General features: G+C 47.2%; 10 protein-coding genes and 1 pseudogene. 4 read left to right on the top strand and 7 right to left on the bottom strand.

What is annotated here, in order from left to right; genetic code table 11:
* The first annotated feature begins 160 nt into the window (after nt 1–160).
* The gene (locus V5G21_RS14445) at nt 161–1,333 is read left to right on the top strand and encodes a hypothetical protein (RefSeq protein ID WP_338465535.1); all 1,173 of its coding nucleotides are present in this window, start codon (nt 161–163) and stop codon (nt 1,331–1,333) included.
* Between the two features lie 24 nt (nt 1,334–1,357).
* Here V5G21_RS14445 and V5G21_RS14440 read toward each other — a convergent pair.
* A pseudogene (locus V5G21_RS14440) lies at nt 1,358–2,299 on the bottom strand (adhesive domain-containing protein); the annotation flags it as partial.
* Between the two features lie 1,328 nt (nt 2,300–3,627).
* On the bottom strand, nt 3,628–4,476 hold the full coding sequence (locus tag V5G21_RS14435) for a glycine betaine ABC transporter substrate-binding protein (RefSeq protein WP_011245837.1): 849 nt from the start codon (nt 4,474–4,476) through the stop codon (nt 3,628–3,630).
* A 188-nt stretch (nt 4,477–4,664) separates the two neighbouring features.
* Between V5G21_RS14435 and V5G21_RS14430 the strand changes: the two genes are divergently transcribed.
* The 3 genes from V5G21_RS14430 to V5G21_RS14420 all read left to right on the top strand — a co-directional run bounded on the left by V5G21_RS14430 (nt 4,665) and on the right by V5G21_RS14420 (nt 8,117).
* On the top strand, nt 4,665–5,231 hold the full coding sequence (locus tag V5G21_RS14430) for a GbsR/MarR family transcriptional regulator (RefSeq protein WP_338464863.1): 567 nt from the start codon (nt 4,665–4,667) through the stop codon (nt 5,229–5,231).
* 179 nt (nt 5,232–5,410) lie between these two features.
* On the top strand, nt 5,411–6,886 hold the full coding sequence (betB, locus tag V5G21_RS14425) for a betaine-aldehyde dehydrogenase (protein WP_422397337.1): 1,476 nt from the start codon (nt 5,411–5,413) through the stop codon (nt 6,884–6,886).
* 22 nt (nt 6,887–6,908) lie between these two features.
* Nucleotides 6,909–8,117, top strand: coding sequence for an iron-containing alcohol dehydrogenase (locus V5G21_RS14420; protein WP_338464862.1), 1,209 nt, complete (start codon nt 6,909–6,911; stop codon nt 8,115–8,117).
* A gap of 41 nt (nt 8,118–8,158) precedes the next feature.
* Here V5G21_RS14420 and V5G21_RS14415 read toward each other — a convergent pair whose 3' ends face one another.
* The 5 genes from V5G21_RS14415 to V5G21_RS14395 all read right to left on the bottom strand — a co-directional run bounded on the left by V5G21_RS14415 (nt 8,159) and on the right by V5G21_RS14395 (nt 13,690).
* Nucleotides 8,159–8,893 carry a FadR/GntR family transcriptional regulator gene (locus tag V5G21_RS14415; protein ID WP_181291301.1) on the bottom strand — a complete coding sequence of 245 codons (735 nt, stop codon included), beginning with the start codon at nt 8,891–8,893 and terminating at the stop codon, nt 8,159–8,161.
* Between the two features lie 162 nt (nt 8,894–9,055).
* Nucleotides 9,056–9,745 (bottom strand): LutC/YkgG family protein, encoded by a 690-nt coding sequence (locus V5G21_RS14410; protein WP_063609900.1) that lies wholly within the window; start codon nt 9,743–9,745, stop codon nt 9,056–9,058.
* Entirely contained in the window at nt 9,738–11,165 is a 1,428-nt protein-coding gene (locus V5G21_RS14405) for a LutB/LldF family L-lactate oxidation iron-sulfur protein (protein ID WP_338464861.1), read from the bottom strand. Before V5G21_RS14405 ends, V5G21_RS14410 begins: the two co-directional genes overlap by 8 nt.
* A 5-nt stretch (nt 11,166–11,170) precedes the next feature.
* Nucleotides 11,171–11,890 (bottom strand): (Fe-S)-binding protein, encoded by a 720-nt coding sequence (locus V5G21_RS14400; protein ID WP_338464860.1) that lies wholly within the window; start codon nt 11,888–11,890, stop codon nt 11,171–11,173.
* Nucleotides 11,891–11,902: 12 nt separating this feature from the next.
* On the bottom strand, nt 11,903–13,690 hold the full coding sequence (locus V5G21_RS14395; protein WP_338464859.1) for an L-lactate permease: 1,788 nt from the start codon (nt 13,688–13,690) through the stop codon (nt 11,903–11,905).
* Nucleotides 13,691–13,718: the final 28 nt, after the last annotated feature.

Below are 13,718 nucleotides of genomic sequence, written 5' to 3'. Positions count from 1 at the left end.
AATGCTAATAGCGCATTTGCTTCCTTATTTAACACTTCTATTTCTTTCTTCTAAATAGACGAGCACTTATTCCAGCTAATAGTGCTGCCATTCCCGTAACTCCTACAGTCCAAATGGAAGTTGCTGTATCAGGGAGCTTCTTCCCATCTTTCGAAGAGTCTTGCCTACCAGTATAGTCTCGATCAACCCGATTTTTATCAGTAACCCTGTCCTTGTCCGTATCAGCGTCCGCGTCAGCATCCGCGTCGGCATCGGCGTCAGCGTCCGCATCCGCATCCGCGTCGGCATCCGCGTCAGCGTCCGCATCCGCATCCGCGTCGGCATCCGCGTCGGCATCAGCGTCAGCATCCGCATCCGCGTCGGCGTCCGCATCCGCATCCGCATCCGCGTCGGCATCCGCGTCCGCATCCGCATCCGCATCCGCGTCGGCATCCGCATCCGCATCCGCGTCGGCATCAGCGTCAGCATCAGCGTCCGCGTCGGCATCCGCGTCGGCATCGGCGTCCGCATCCGCATCCGCATCCGCGTCGGCATCCGCATCCGCGTCAGCATCAGCGTCAGCGTCCGCATCCGCGTCGGCATCCGCGTCCGCGTCGGCATCCGCATCCGCATCAGCGTCGGCATCCGCATCGGCGTCCGCATCCGCATCCGCATCCGCGTCTGCATCAGCGTCCGCATCCGCGTCGGCGTCCGCATCCGCATCCGCATCAGCGTCGGCGTCCGCATCCGCGTCGGCGTCCGCATCCGCATCCGCGTCGGCATCGGCGTCAGCGTCCGCATCCGCATCCGCGTCCGCATCGGCGTCAGCGTCCGCATCCGCATCAGCGTCCGCATCGGCGTCAGCGTCAGCGTCAGCGTCCGCATCCGCATCCGCGTCCGCATCGGCGTCCGCATCCGCATCCGCATCAGCGTCCGCGTCGGCATCCGCGTCAGCGTCCGCGTCGGCATCGGCGTCCGCATCCGCATCGGCGTCGGCATCCGCATCAGCGTCCGCATCCGCATCCGCGTCCGCATCCGCATCAGCGTCGGCATCGGCGTCCGCATCCGCATCGGCGTCCGCATCCGCATCCGCATCAGCGTCGGCGTCCGCATCCGCATCAGCGTCCGCATCCGCATCAGCGTCCGCATCGGCGTCCGCATCCGCGTCGGCGTCAGCGTCGGCATCCGCATCGGCGTCCGCATCGGCGTCCGCATCCGCATCCGCGTCGGCATCCGCATCCGCATCCGCGTCAGCATCCGCATCGGCGTCAGCATCCGCATCGGCATCCGCGTCCGCATCCGCATCACTGTCATCATCAAATATTACTGTATCATAATCACCAATGCTATTTAGCAATTGAAGGTCAATTGTGCTATCGTGTACACCTGCGCCGTAAATTGGAACTTCTCCAGATACGTCGGTGCCATCCACTTTTGCGTTCAGCGTAACTTCTGTACTTCCAAGCAATTGCACGCCTGCCAAGTCATTGGATAGATCAACAGCTCCACTGGAAATATTATCAATTAGACCTAAAAGCGGTTGGACAAGCGCTTGAAGAGGCTCTAGAGGAACAGAAATACCGCCGCCCAAAATGTCAATGCTGACATTGCCGATTGCATCTACAACATCATTCAGTAATTGAACCACCACATCTTGAACCGCTGATTCAAGGTGGTTTCCTAAGCCATCTGAAAAATTAACAAGAATTGAACCGTCTGGCTGGACGACTGCTTCTACTTCATCATTATAAGCAAGCAGATCAGCTAGCGCCCCATCTATATTATTAAGCGCACTTAGAGCATCTTGTAATTCTGTTAATCCACTTACCCGAATTAAAGGAGCCGTAATTGGATTATTTACAATCCCATCCACTGTATTAACCAAGTCATTAACTACAGAGTTTAATTGCTGCGTGATATCCCCTATTAAATTGCCTAAAGTTGGCAAAGCATCCATTGTAACTGGAAGGATTTCTACCCTGACTTGCGCTGGCCCTTCTACGGTCCACTTATCAGCAAGGTCAGGAGAATAAAAGATAACCGTACGCTCTGGACCGAAGAGCTCAGCATCAGCAAGGCCTCGCCCAGTTAAAGAAAGCCCAAGATCATAAAGCCCATTTTCATCAGCATCACCAAGTTGAGCATTGACTGCAACATCCGTCAATAATTGAAACTCTGTTAGACTAGCTGCCGAAGCATAGGCACTTGGGTTCGTCAATACATTTCCAGATACACCTTCAGCATTAATAAGATTGCTGAAAGGCACTATTGTTAGAGTTGTAATCGCCGTAGAAGCGACCACTTTTGAAAGAGTGTTCATTTTTCTTTTTTGCCTATTTTTCATCTTTTTCTTGTAATCGTACTTTTTCGAAGACAATAGTTCACACTTCCTCTGTTAAGTATTTTTTCTCGGTAACTTTATTGGTAAAAAGCAAAAAAGCATACATAATAAAGCCATTTTTCCGAATATTGACCGCGCACTAAAAAGCTATTTTGAATAGCCATTGCTGCCCTGAATCGTATATGCGCTGATAGCCGACAGCGGTTTTGTTTACCGAGAAATGACAAGGATTGCTTGCGAATGCTTCATAACGTACTTTTTAAAATCTGCTTAAACGAATAGGAAAAGAAAAACGATCACTCCCCTTTTCATGTTTGGTTTCTCCTAAGCACACATCTTAAACAAAGAGGAACTAAGGCCTATTTATACGAAACAAATAGGTCTATTTATTTATTTTAGTGTACTTGATACGCATGATAGCATACGAATAGTCTAGTCACGTATCATCTTTTCCCTACTTACATACCATTCACACAACCCAACACAACACTTAAGGCCTGTACCAAAAGATGCATAAGATTGACTGTACGATCCTTCTAGGGAACTACTCCCATTGAAAAAAGACCTGATATGAAGCCACTACTTTTAGCAAAGAAACCGTTAATGTCAGGCGGATTAACACCATTAAAACCCTTTAAATAGAATATGTATGTTGGTTTAATAATTCATTTTTCCTAGTATGTTTTTAATCTATTAAATTTTATTTTCTGTGATAGAAATATCTCAACAAACCTTTAAAAGATTTCCCTTTATTTAGACATGTTATGATAGGTATTCTTTAAGATCTCTATTAAAATTGCTTAACTATATTCATATATATATAAAAATAAAAGCGTTGATACAGGGCTTTGATGAGGATTAAGTAGGAACAAAGGAGATAAAAGACGTGGAAGATTTGGTAGCTTATGAGAACGATTTTTGAAAGGAGGTACTAGAAAACAATTCCGCCATTTAGCCCTGCTTTAAACTAAAAACGGTACATTCTATGCCTCCTAAATTATTTATGGGAGGTTCTTTTCTGTACTTAAAAATCTTTTTTAAACGGCCTCTTTTAGCTGACTGTAAAAAATAAATGGGGCTACTATTAGAGTTGATGACGATGGAGAGACAGCCATACGGGCCTGCTTTGTGCTTTAAGAATACACTTGATCTCCTTCAGCGCTTAATGATTGAATGAATCTGCCTCCAAAAGGGGATTGGTGCCAATTTTGGTGGAAAACCCAGTATCAGCCTTTAACACAAAAAAGCCGGAATGAACCAGCTTTCATGATCCCTCACGGCGTTTCAATGTACGGTTCCTTCTAAACCTATACGCCTTTCAACCACTCATCGACTTTATCTTGGTTGGCATTCACCCATTTTTCCGCTGCTTCTTCTGGCTCCATTCCGTCTTTTGCCATATACAACATGACTTCATTCATATCATCTGCTGTCCAGTAGAATTGGTCGAGAATCCGATACGCTTCTGGCTTTTCTTCGGCCAAGCCTGCGCGGACAATTGTGCGGATTTCTCCATTTGCTTCATAGATGCCTTTGCTGTCCTCAAGAAATTTTAGATCATACGAATTAAACTTCCAGTGAGGTTGCCAAGCGGTAATGACAATTGGTTCTTGCGCCGCATAGCGGTTGCCAAGCTCTGCCGTCATAATCGCATCTGAACTTGCTGACAACGTAACGTCATCCATTCCATATTCACGAAGCGCCTCTTCCGTTGTCATCATTACGCCTGCGCCAGCGTCAATGCCTGTGATGGTACTGACGACGTCAGCCGACAATTCTTCGATGCTGTCAATCTCCATATACGTTGGGACAGCTAAGCCAGTTTGTGCCCCTTCCAAATTAGCTCCTAAATCGATAATGTCATCTTTATGCTGTTCATAGTGGACTTTCATATCTTCTGGCAGCCATCCGGCAACATGGGCATCGGCGCTTCCGTCTGCCACTGACGACCACATGATTCCTTGCTCAACACTTGTTAACGTCACATCATAACCGGCTTGTTCCAAAGCAATCTTCACTACATGGTTTGAAGCGATTTCAGAATCCCATACAACGTAAACGAGTTCAATTTCTTTGGCTTCTTCCCCTTGGGCGCCACAGGCCGACATCATAGGCAAAGCCAATAGCAAAAACGCAAGCAAGCGAATGGTTTTCATTACCGATCATCCTCTCAATTATGTATAATATATTTAAAACGAATTAAATATTTTAGACACTATACTAACATAGCCTCTCGTTCTGTCAACATCCAACAGAACCCGCCAGTCTTTCGCTACCTTGCTTTATTACAGGTAAACAGCTATACTATCGCTAAATTTCGTTAAATTGCAATTGAGGTGTTGAAATGGAAAAGGATGAACATGCTTTTGAAAAATTAGAGCAAGCGCACGCTATCATTAAAGACGGCATAGCCGATACGATGGACATTTATGGTGTAAACCGTTCAGTCGGGCAACTTTATGCGACTTTGTATTTAAACGACGGGCCAATGACGCTCGATGACCTTCGCGATGAATTAGGAATGAGTAAAGGCAGCATGAGTATTGGTGTACGCAAACTTCTAGAAGAAAAAATTATCCACCGCGTGTACCGAAAAGGCGAGCGTAAAGACTTGTATGAGGCTGAAAAAGACTTCTTTCAATTTTTTATTTCCTTTTTTACGCGGAGATGGGAACGGGAACGTAGCGTAAACCTTCAGGCAGTTAAACAAGCCATTCCTCTGTATGAAGCATTAGTGGATGATGCTGAGACGCCAGATGAGGTACGGGCGGAAGCCGCACACACATTAAAAAAAATAACGGCTTCTCTTGAATATTATGAGTTTCTTGGTTTGCTAGTCGAACAGTTCCAAACTGGAAACCTTGCCAAAGATCTAGTAGAACGCTATAAAAACAAAAACGGCACCTCCTAACAAAGAACTTAGCTGCTACAACCATATCAAGTTTTCGTTAAAGAACCTCCTAAAATAGTGATCCTTACAATGGGCAACTATTTTAGGAGGCTTTTTTTTGACACAAACAAACAGAAATGCTATGTTTATTTTGTATAAAACGTTTAATATATATTAAATAAAACAAAGGAGAGAGGTTGATGATTCGCGGAAAGATGTTTATTAACGGGGAATGGACGGATGCAAAGAATGGCCGCGTTCGAGAAATTATTAATCCTTTTAACCAGGAAGTGATCGCAACAGTGCCAGAAGGTTCGGCTGAAGACAGCCAAGCTGCGATTGCAGCCGCCCGAGCTGCCTTTGATGAAGGCGTTTGGTCCGCTGCATCCGCAAGTGAACGAGGTGAACGGGTGCGTCTAATTGGCCAAAAAATAGCCAATCAAAACGAGGAATTTGCCCGTTTGGAGTCGCTTGATACAGGTAAAACGCTTGAAGAAAGCCGAACAGATATGGAAGACATCGCCAATGTGTTTTTTTATTTTGCTGGTCTGGCGGACAAAAATGGGGGCGAGGTCATTCGGAGCCCGCTTCCGAACTCAACAAGCATCGTTGTCCGTGAACCTGTAGGCGTGTGCGGGCTAATTACGCCTTGGAATTATCCGTTGTTGCAAGCAGCATGGAAATTGGCGCCTGCACTCGTTGCCGGAAATACCCTTATTTTAAAGCCAAGCGAACTTACACCTCTTACGACGATGAAGCTATTTGAGCTGTTTGAAGAAGTCGGGCTTCCAACAGGAGTGGCCAATCTTGTGCTTGGCACAGGCAAGGAAGTTGGCGCACCGCTTGCCGAAAGTACAGATGTCGACTTGATCTCATTTACTGGAGGCATTGAAACAGGCAAGACGATCATGCAAGCGGCAAGCAGTAACGTTAAAAAAATGGCTTTAGAACTTGGCGGCAAAAACCCTAATATCGTCTTTGCTGATGCCGATTTTGAAACAGCCGTTGACCAAGCCTTAAACGCTGTCTTTTTCCATGCTGGACAGGTTTGTTCTGCTGGCTCGCGCTTGCTTGTGGAAGAAGCGATTCATGATGATTTCGTAGAAGAATTAGTAAAGCGGGCTAAACGTATCAAGCTCGGCAATGGTTTTGATGAAAAAACAGAGTCTGGGCCGCTTATCTCTGCCGCCCACCGCGCCAAAGTTGAAAGCTACATTCAAATCGGATTAGATGAAGGCGCTACACTTGCTTGTGGCGGAAAACGTCCCGACGCCCCTGAACTTCAAAACGGCTTTTTCTTAGAACCGACTATTTTTACGAACTGCCATAGCAACATGCGCATCGTCCAAGAAGAAGTGTTTGGTCCTGTGCTTACAGTCGAAACATTCAGAACAACAGAAGAAGCGATCGCAAAGGCAAATGACACCATCTATGGGCTTGCTGGCGCTATTTTTTCCAATGATATTGGCAAAGCAGAACGCATTGCAAGCAAACTTCGTTTAGGAACGGTATGGATCAATGACTTTCACCCATACTTTGCCCAAGCACCTTGGGGAGGTTACAAACAATCTGGCTTCGGGCGGGAATTAGGCAAAATCGGCTTAGAAGAGTACACGGAAACAAAGCATATTTTCCGCAATAAGCAACCGCAACCAATCGGCTGGTTCCGCGGGTAAAATGAATTGAGGAGCGATAAACATGAGCATGCATATGAAAATTGAATCAATGTTAAACTACCATACTTTTGAAGTGCCGACCGCTATTAAGCATGGCATTGGCGCTATCTCCCACCTTGGCGAAGAAGTCCGCGCCCTTGGTTCCAAAAAAATATTGCTTGTGACGGACCCTGGCATTTACAACGCAGGCATTACAAGACCAGTCGAACAAAGCCTCGAGAAAGCGGGCATTGACGTCGTCCTTTTCAACGAAGTCGAGCCCAATCCACCAACACGATTAATCGCCAAAGGTTCCAGCGTTTATGCGGAACATCGCTGCGACGGCTTAGTGGCTGTCGGCGGCGGCTCTTCTATGGATACAGCTAAAGCAATTGGCGTGGAAGTGACACACGAAGGCACAGTCCTTGATTACGAAGCAGCAGAGGGCAAGAAGCCGCTTGAACGGCGAATTCCACCATTGGCAACTGTTCCAACCACTGCCGGAACAGGTTCGGAAGTAACGCAATGGGCAGTCATTACGGATGAACAACGGAAATACAAATTTAATACAGGCGGCCCTCTTATTGCTGCACACGTAACCATTATTGATCCACAATTGCATACTTCGATGCCTCCTCATGTCACAGCGATGACAGGCATTGATGCCATAGCCCATGCCATTGAGTGCTACACGATGAAATATGCACAACCGGTTACAGATGCTGTCGCTTTATTGGCGATCGAATATGCAGCCACCTATATACGCCGTGCTTTTGCAGATGGTGACGACTTGGAAGCACGCTATGGAATGGCACAAGCAGCAATGTTAGCGGGGCTTTCCTATGGCAGTGAGTCTGCTGGGGCCGCCCACGCAATGAGCCAATCCCTTGGCGGCATCGTCCCTGTAGCTCATGGACAATGTGTGGCAGCGATGATGGGACCGGTCATGGAATTCAACTGGAAAGGAGCGCCTGAACGTTTTGCCCGCATTGCCCAAGCATTCGGCCTAAACACAACGGCTATGACAACCATTGAGGCGGCCAAGGCAGCAGTCCGCTATATGTATGAGTTAGTTGAAGAGCTGGAAATCCCATCGCTTGAAGACCAAGGTGTTGACAAAACACAAATTAGCCGTTGGGCCGAAGAAGCGTTGAAAGATCCACAAACCATCGGAAATCCTCGTGACTTGACGCTTGCTGATTATGAATGGATTTACAAACGCTGCTTTAACCTCGTACCAAGCACCCTTTAAACAAAACGAAGAGCAAGCCGCTTTTGCGCGGCTTGCTCAATTTACTGGCTGTCGTCCTCTTGTTTTTGCTTATCATATTCCATTAATGCTTGTTCGACATTGACTAAATGAACCATCATCGCCTGGTGGGCTTTGTCTTTGTCTTGCGCTTCCACCGCCTTATAAATTTGCTCATGCTCATCATGAAGCTGTTTAAGCGTTTGTGTTTCGGCGTAAAGGCTGATTTTTCGGCTTTCATACATGGTCATCACGAGCGTGTCAGACAACTTTTGCATCATTTCCATCAGCAAATCGTTTTCTGTCGCCTCGGCCAAGGCGAGATGAAATCGAACATCGGCCTCCTCGCCTAAATCCTTGCCAGCTTCTGCCTTGGCCATTTGCGAAAGCGCCTCTTCGATCTTGGCAAGATGGTCAGCGCTGCGGTTTTCAGCCGCCAAACTCGCGACGCCGACTTCGAGAATTTTTCGCACTTGGAATAAATCCTGTTTCTCTTTATTCGACAAAACGCCCTTGATGCCGACTGGTTTGACCATACTTGAAAAATCGAATTTATTAACAAATGTGCCTTCTCCTTGGCGGATCGTCACAAGCCCGACTGCACGCAATGCGCTCAATGCTTCCCTAACGGCTGATCGACTTACTTGAAATGTCGTCGACAGCTTTTCAACTGAATCGAGTTTTTCTCCTGGTTGAATATCGCCGCTCCGAATCATGTCCTCGAGTTGGTCGCGGATTAGTTCGGACACTTTTTTAGACTTTACTTGTTTTAAGGACATAGCAGACACCTCATTTGCAACTTCTCGCTTTAAGTATAGCATATGCAAACGAGCAACATCCTTTTGCTGACTAGTAAAAAGCATCTGCAGTATCCTTCTTCTACCTGAAGCAACATTTAACAACTAAAAGGCCAGCGGTAACGCGCTGGCCTTGGGTGTTTTTTACTTGTCGTCGACTACTATATAGCACGCTTTTAGCGGGCCGTGCACGCCAACTACTAAACTCATTTCAATATCCGCACTGTTGCTTGGCCCTGAAATAAAATTGATACATGATGGGAGGCGTCCTTCGCCTGTTAGTTGCCGAATGTGGCGCGCCGCTTGCGTCATCCGCGCTACTAGCGTGCTTTTCGGGATGATCGCGATATAATAGCGCGGCAACAAACTGACAGAACGCCCTTTGCCATTGCTGCTAAACAATGTCACTGTTCCCGACTCAGCAAGAGTGATATCGGAAAAGGTAATGCCTACGTCTGCTTTTTCAGCCTGCTCGATTGAACGTTTGCTGTCACGATTGTCCCATAATGAAACAGAGGGGCGTGTCAAAAAGGAGCCGAGGCCAAACTCATGAAAACGACGGTCATCCCAAGCAATGACCGATTTCGCTCCATACATGTCGATTGTTTCATCAAGTGCCGTCTCTAACTGGCCGCTCTCCACTTGTTTAAAGTCTGTATGAATCGCCACGCATTGTTCTTTCAGCACTGTGACCAACTCATCTTTTGAAGCGTTTTTTAATACTTCAAATTGAGGGGAAACTCGATAATTTGGCCGTAACACCCCTTCTGTTTGGCGAGGCCGGCCAAGTTGATTGGCCACATGGTCAAGAAAAGAATCGCGGTTTTTAATCATGCGACCCCTCCTTTTGCCGTGCTTTAAACCAATCACGGAACCGTTCTTTGGCCGGAGCTGGCAAATGGCGGACATCTGTCCAACCTTTTAGCGGCCCTGGCCCTTTTGGAATTGCGCCATCCTTTACAAACGGGAACAGCAAAAATGGCACTACTTTGGTTCCAGCCTTATACAACATAGGCGAACTTGCACCAATTCCAAACCCTTTCATCGCCAACGCCTCCGTTCGCGCAGTCCGCTTTTGTTCGGCGATAACGCGACGATGCTTAATTAACAGTTCGTGAAGGGGAATTTTGACAGGGCACGCATCCGTGCAAGCCGCACATAAGCTTGACGCGTAAGGCAACTCTTTGTGGTCTTCATACCCTTCCAACAACGGTGTTAATACTGCCCCAATCGGCCCTGGATAAATCGAGCCGTAGGAATGACCGCCGACGTGGCGGTACACAGGGCAGACATTGATGCAAGCTGCGCAGCGGATGCAATGAAGCGCTGCTTGGAATTCAGTGCCGAGAATATTGGAGCGCCCATTATCGACAATGACGAGGTGAAACTCTTCAGGACCATCGGCATCGCCATCTTCACGAGGACCTGTGAGGCCTGTCACATAACTCGTTAATTTTTGGCCGACTGCACTTCGGCAAAGCATGCTAACTAAAATGTCAAGTTCTTCCCATGTCGGCACAATCCGTTCCATCCCCATAACGGCAATATGTGTTTTAGGCAGTGCGGTCGCGAGGCGGGCATTTCCCTCATTCGTGACCAACGAAATGCTTCCTGATTCTGCTACGGCAAAATTGCAGCCTGTAATGCCCACATCTGCTGACAAAAACTCTTTGCGGAGCTGTTCACGAGCAAACAACGTCAGCTCTTGGGGATTCTCTGACTTTGTATAACCTTTGCGGGCTTTAAACGTATCACGGATCTGTTCTTTATTTTTGTGCAATGCTGGCGCGACGATATGGGAAGGGGGATCATGGTCGTCTATTTGTAAAATGTACTCCCCCAGGTCGGTTTCAATGACTTCGCAGCCAATGTCTTCGAGCGCATTGTTCATGCTAATTTCTTCGGTTACCATCGATTTGGATTTGACGACTTTTTGCGCTTCTTTGCTGCTTACAATTTCCTTGATATACTGATTCGCTTCTTCAGCCGTTTGCGCAAAATAAACATGTCCTCCCGCCTTCTCAACGTTTTCGCTAAGCTGGTGCAAATAAAAATCAATATGATTGAGCGTGTGTGAGCGGATTTCTTCTGCGAGTGTGCGCCACTCCTCCCAATTGCCAAGCTCCTTTTCCGCTGAACCTTTTGATGTTTTCAGCCGTTCCTGGGCCGAGCTGACCGCTTGGCGCATAAAACCGTCTTGGAGCCCTTTTTCAACCCGTTTTGAAAAAGGGGCATCGCTTATTTTAATGGCCACATTCCTCACTCCTTGCTATTTAAGACTTGGGCAATATGCTTTACTTCAATCGTTTTGCCGTTTCGTTCGATCCGCCCGCCAATGTTCATCAAACAACCGCAATCGGCGCCAATAAGCAGGTCAGCACCTGTGGCTTCGATATGGCCGACTTTTTCTTCCACCATTTGTTCCGAAATTGCAGACATTTTGACTGAAAATGTACCGCCAAAGCCACAGCACGACTCCTTGTTTGCCAGTGGAGCCAGCTCAAGGCCCTTTACTTGTTCCAACAAAGAAAAGGGTGCCTCTGTTTCCCTTAATAACCGCGACATATGGCAAGAGGTATGGTATGTCGCTTTTTTATGGCAAACTGCGCCAATGTCTTCGACTTTTAGGACGCGGACAAGGAATTGGGTCAGTTCATACGTTTTGCTTGCAAGCTCTTCTGCTCGTTTTTCCCACTCAGGATCGTCTGCAAATAGTTCCTTGTATTCGAGGAGCATAGCAGCGCAGGACCCTGACGGCAGTACAACATAATCGGCATCGGCAAACGTTTCAATAGTATGTTTGGCTGCTTTTTTCGTATCTTCATGATAACCGCTGTTAAATGCCGGTTGCCCGCAGCAAATCTGGTTTTCTGGAAATTTGACGTTACACCCATGGCGTTCAAGCACTTCTACAGTGTCTTTCCCAACACCTGGATAAAAAATGTCCGCTAGACATGTGACGAATAGCGAAACGTTCACATTACCATCCCCTTATAGCGTTGATACTTTTTTGTTGTTTTCTATGTTGGCCAATTTGGCTTTACGCTGGTATTTGAGGATCATGATTAGAAAAACAAGTAAGACAGTTGCCACAAACAACGTGCCGATATGAAGCCCAAACCCATGTATGGCTACGTAGCCTAGCCCACCAGCAAAAACGAGATAATATGTTAGCGGAAGCAACACTTTTCTAATAAGTACGCCTTCTTTGCCAATAATCCCTGCCGCTGCCGCTGCTGCCACAACGTTATGGACACAAATGATGTTTCCTGCTGCTCCGCCAACAGCTTGCAAAGCAACGATCGTAGCAGGAGAAATGCCGACATTTTCTGCCGCCCCAAATTGGAACAAGGCAAACATCATATTGCTGATCGTATTGCTTCCGGCTATAAATGCGCCTAGCGCGCCAATAACTGGCGCTACGACTGGCCAATGCTCGCCAACCATTTTTGACACGCCTTCAGCCAGCAAGAGCGGCATCGACTCATACCCATTTGCATTGACGCCAGAGTTAATAAACACTTGCACCATTGGCACGGCAAACAAAAGTGCTGGTGCGGCACTGACAATCATTTTTGCCGAGTTGCTTACTGCCGTACGGTAAGAAGAGCGATCCATCTTGTAAAGAAAATAACCAACGACCGACACAGCTACCATAATCGTTCCTGGTAAAAACAACGGAGTGCTGGAAATGTCAATCGTCGTTCCAAACACTTGTTCAATGGTAATCGCTACTTTTTTTAAAGCAGCGCCAAAAGGAAGCGCCTCCATGCGAGTAATGACTAGGATAAAGCCAATGAGTATATACGGAAACCACGCTTTAAACATTGAAATGGTCGGTTTAGTAAGAGGATCTGCCGAAAGCATTCCCATCCAGTCCTGTTCCCATTTGGAAAGAGGAGGAAAATCCCAGCTCTTTTTTGGCATGAACCATCCTTTTTTAGCGGCAGGAACAACAATTGCTAACCCAATTAGCCCACCGAAAAGCGACGGAAATTCTGGACCGAGTACATTGGCGATCAAGGCGTAAGGGACCGTAAATGCTAAACCGGCAAACAGCGCAAACTTCCACACTTCCAATCCAGCCCAAATGGAGCGTTTCTCACCAAAGAACAAAGTAAGCATCATGACCAACACTAATGGCAAAAACACACCGATCATCCCATGGAATATCGCCACTTCGCCACCGATAGAACGAATAAATTCGTCGGTCGTCATTCCAAGTGCCGCCGCCTGTTCAGCCACATTGGGCGCTCCCGAGAGCCCAGAGTTCACTCCAATTAAAATCGGCGTGCCGACAGCGCCAAACGAAACTGGCGTTGATTGGATAATAAGAGCCGACAGGACCGCAGCCATCGCTGGAAAGCCAATAGCGACAAGAAGCGGTGCAAGTATGGCCGAAGGTGTGCCGAAGCCAGATGCCCCCTCAATGAACGAGCCGAACAGCCAGCAAATAATAATAGCTTGTATCCGCCTATCAGGCGTAATAGTTGTAAATCCAGCACGAATGGTGTGGATTGCGCCACTTTCTCGCAATGTATTGAGCATTAATACAGCGCCGAACACAATAAATAGCACTTCTATAGCCGTAATAATCCCTTTTGTGCTTGCGGCCGCCACATAGTTATATGGTACACCCCAAAAGAAAATGGCAACTAAGCCTGTCATTAGAAAAGCAAGCGGCATCGCCCGCTTAGCAGGCCACCCCAAAAGAACAAGAAGCAACAACACTGTTAAAATTGGCGTCAGCGCTAAAAGCGCAAGCGACCAAAACCCCATCCTTTCTCCCCCTCTACCATAATGATTA

This window comes from Shouchella rhizosphaerae, assembly GCF_036700015.1.
Classification (GTDB): domain Bacteria; phylum Bacillota; class Bacilli; order Bacillales; family Bacillaceae_D; genus Shouchella; species Shouchella rhizosphaerae.
Note: the sequence above shows the minus strand (reverse complement) of the source record. Positions and strands in the feature narration are given on the sequence as shown.

Coding starts and splice junctions, on each gene's coding strand:
- V5G21_RS14415 (WP_181291301.1), bottom strand. CDS start 8,893: ATGTCCTTAAAACAAGTAAAGTCTAAAAAAGTGTCCGAACTAATCCGC.
- V5G21_RS14395 (WP_338464859.1), bottom strand. CDS start 13,690: ATGGGGTTTTGGTCGCTTGCGCTTTTAGCGCTGACGCCAATTTTAACA.
- V5G21_RS14430 (WP_338464863.1), top strand. CDS start 4,665: ATGGAAAAGGATGAACATGCTTTTGAAAAATTAGAGCAAGCGCACGCT.
- betB (WP_422397337.1), top strand. CDS start 5,411: ATGATTCGCGGAAAGATGTTTATTAACGGGGAATGGACGGATGCAAAG.
- V5G21_RS14435 (WP_011245837.1), bottom strand. CDS start 4,476: ATGAAAACCATTCGCTTGCTTGCGTTTTTGCTATTGGCTTTGCCTATG.
- V5G21_RS14420 (WP_338464862.1), top strand. CDS start 6,909: ATGAGCATGCATATGAAAATTGAATCAATGTTAAACTACCATACTTTT.
- V5G21_RS14410 (WP_063609900.1), bottom strand. CDS start 9,745: ATGATTAAAAACCGCGATTCTTTTCTTGACCATGTGGCCAATCAACTT.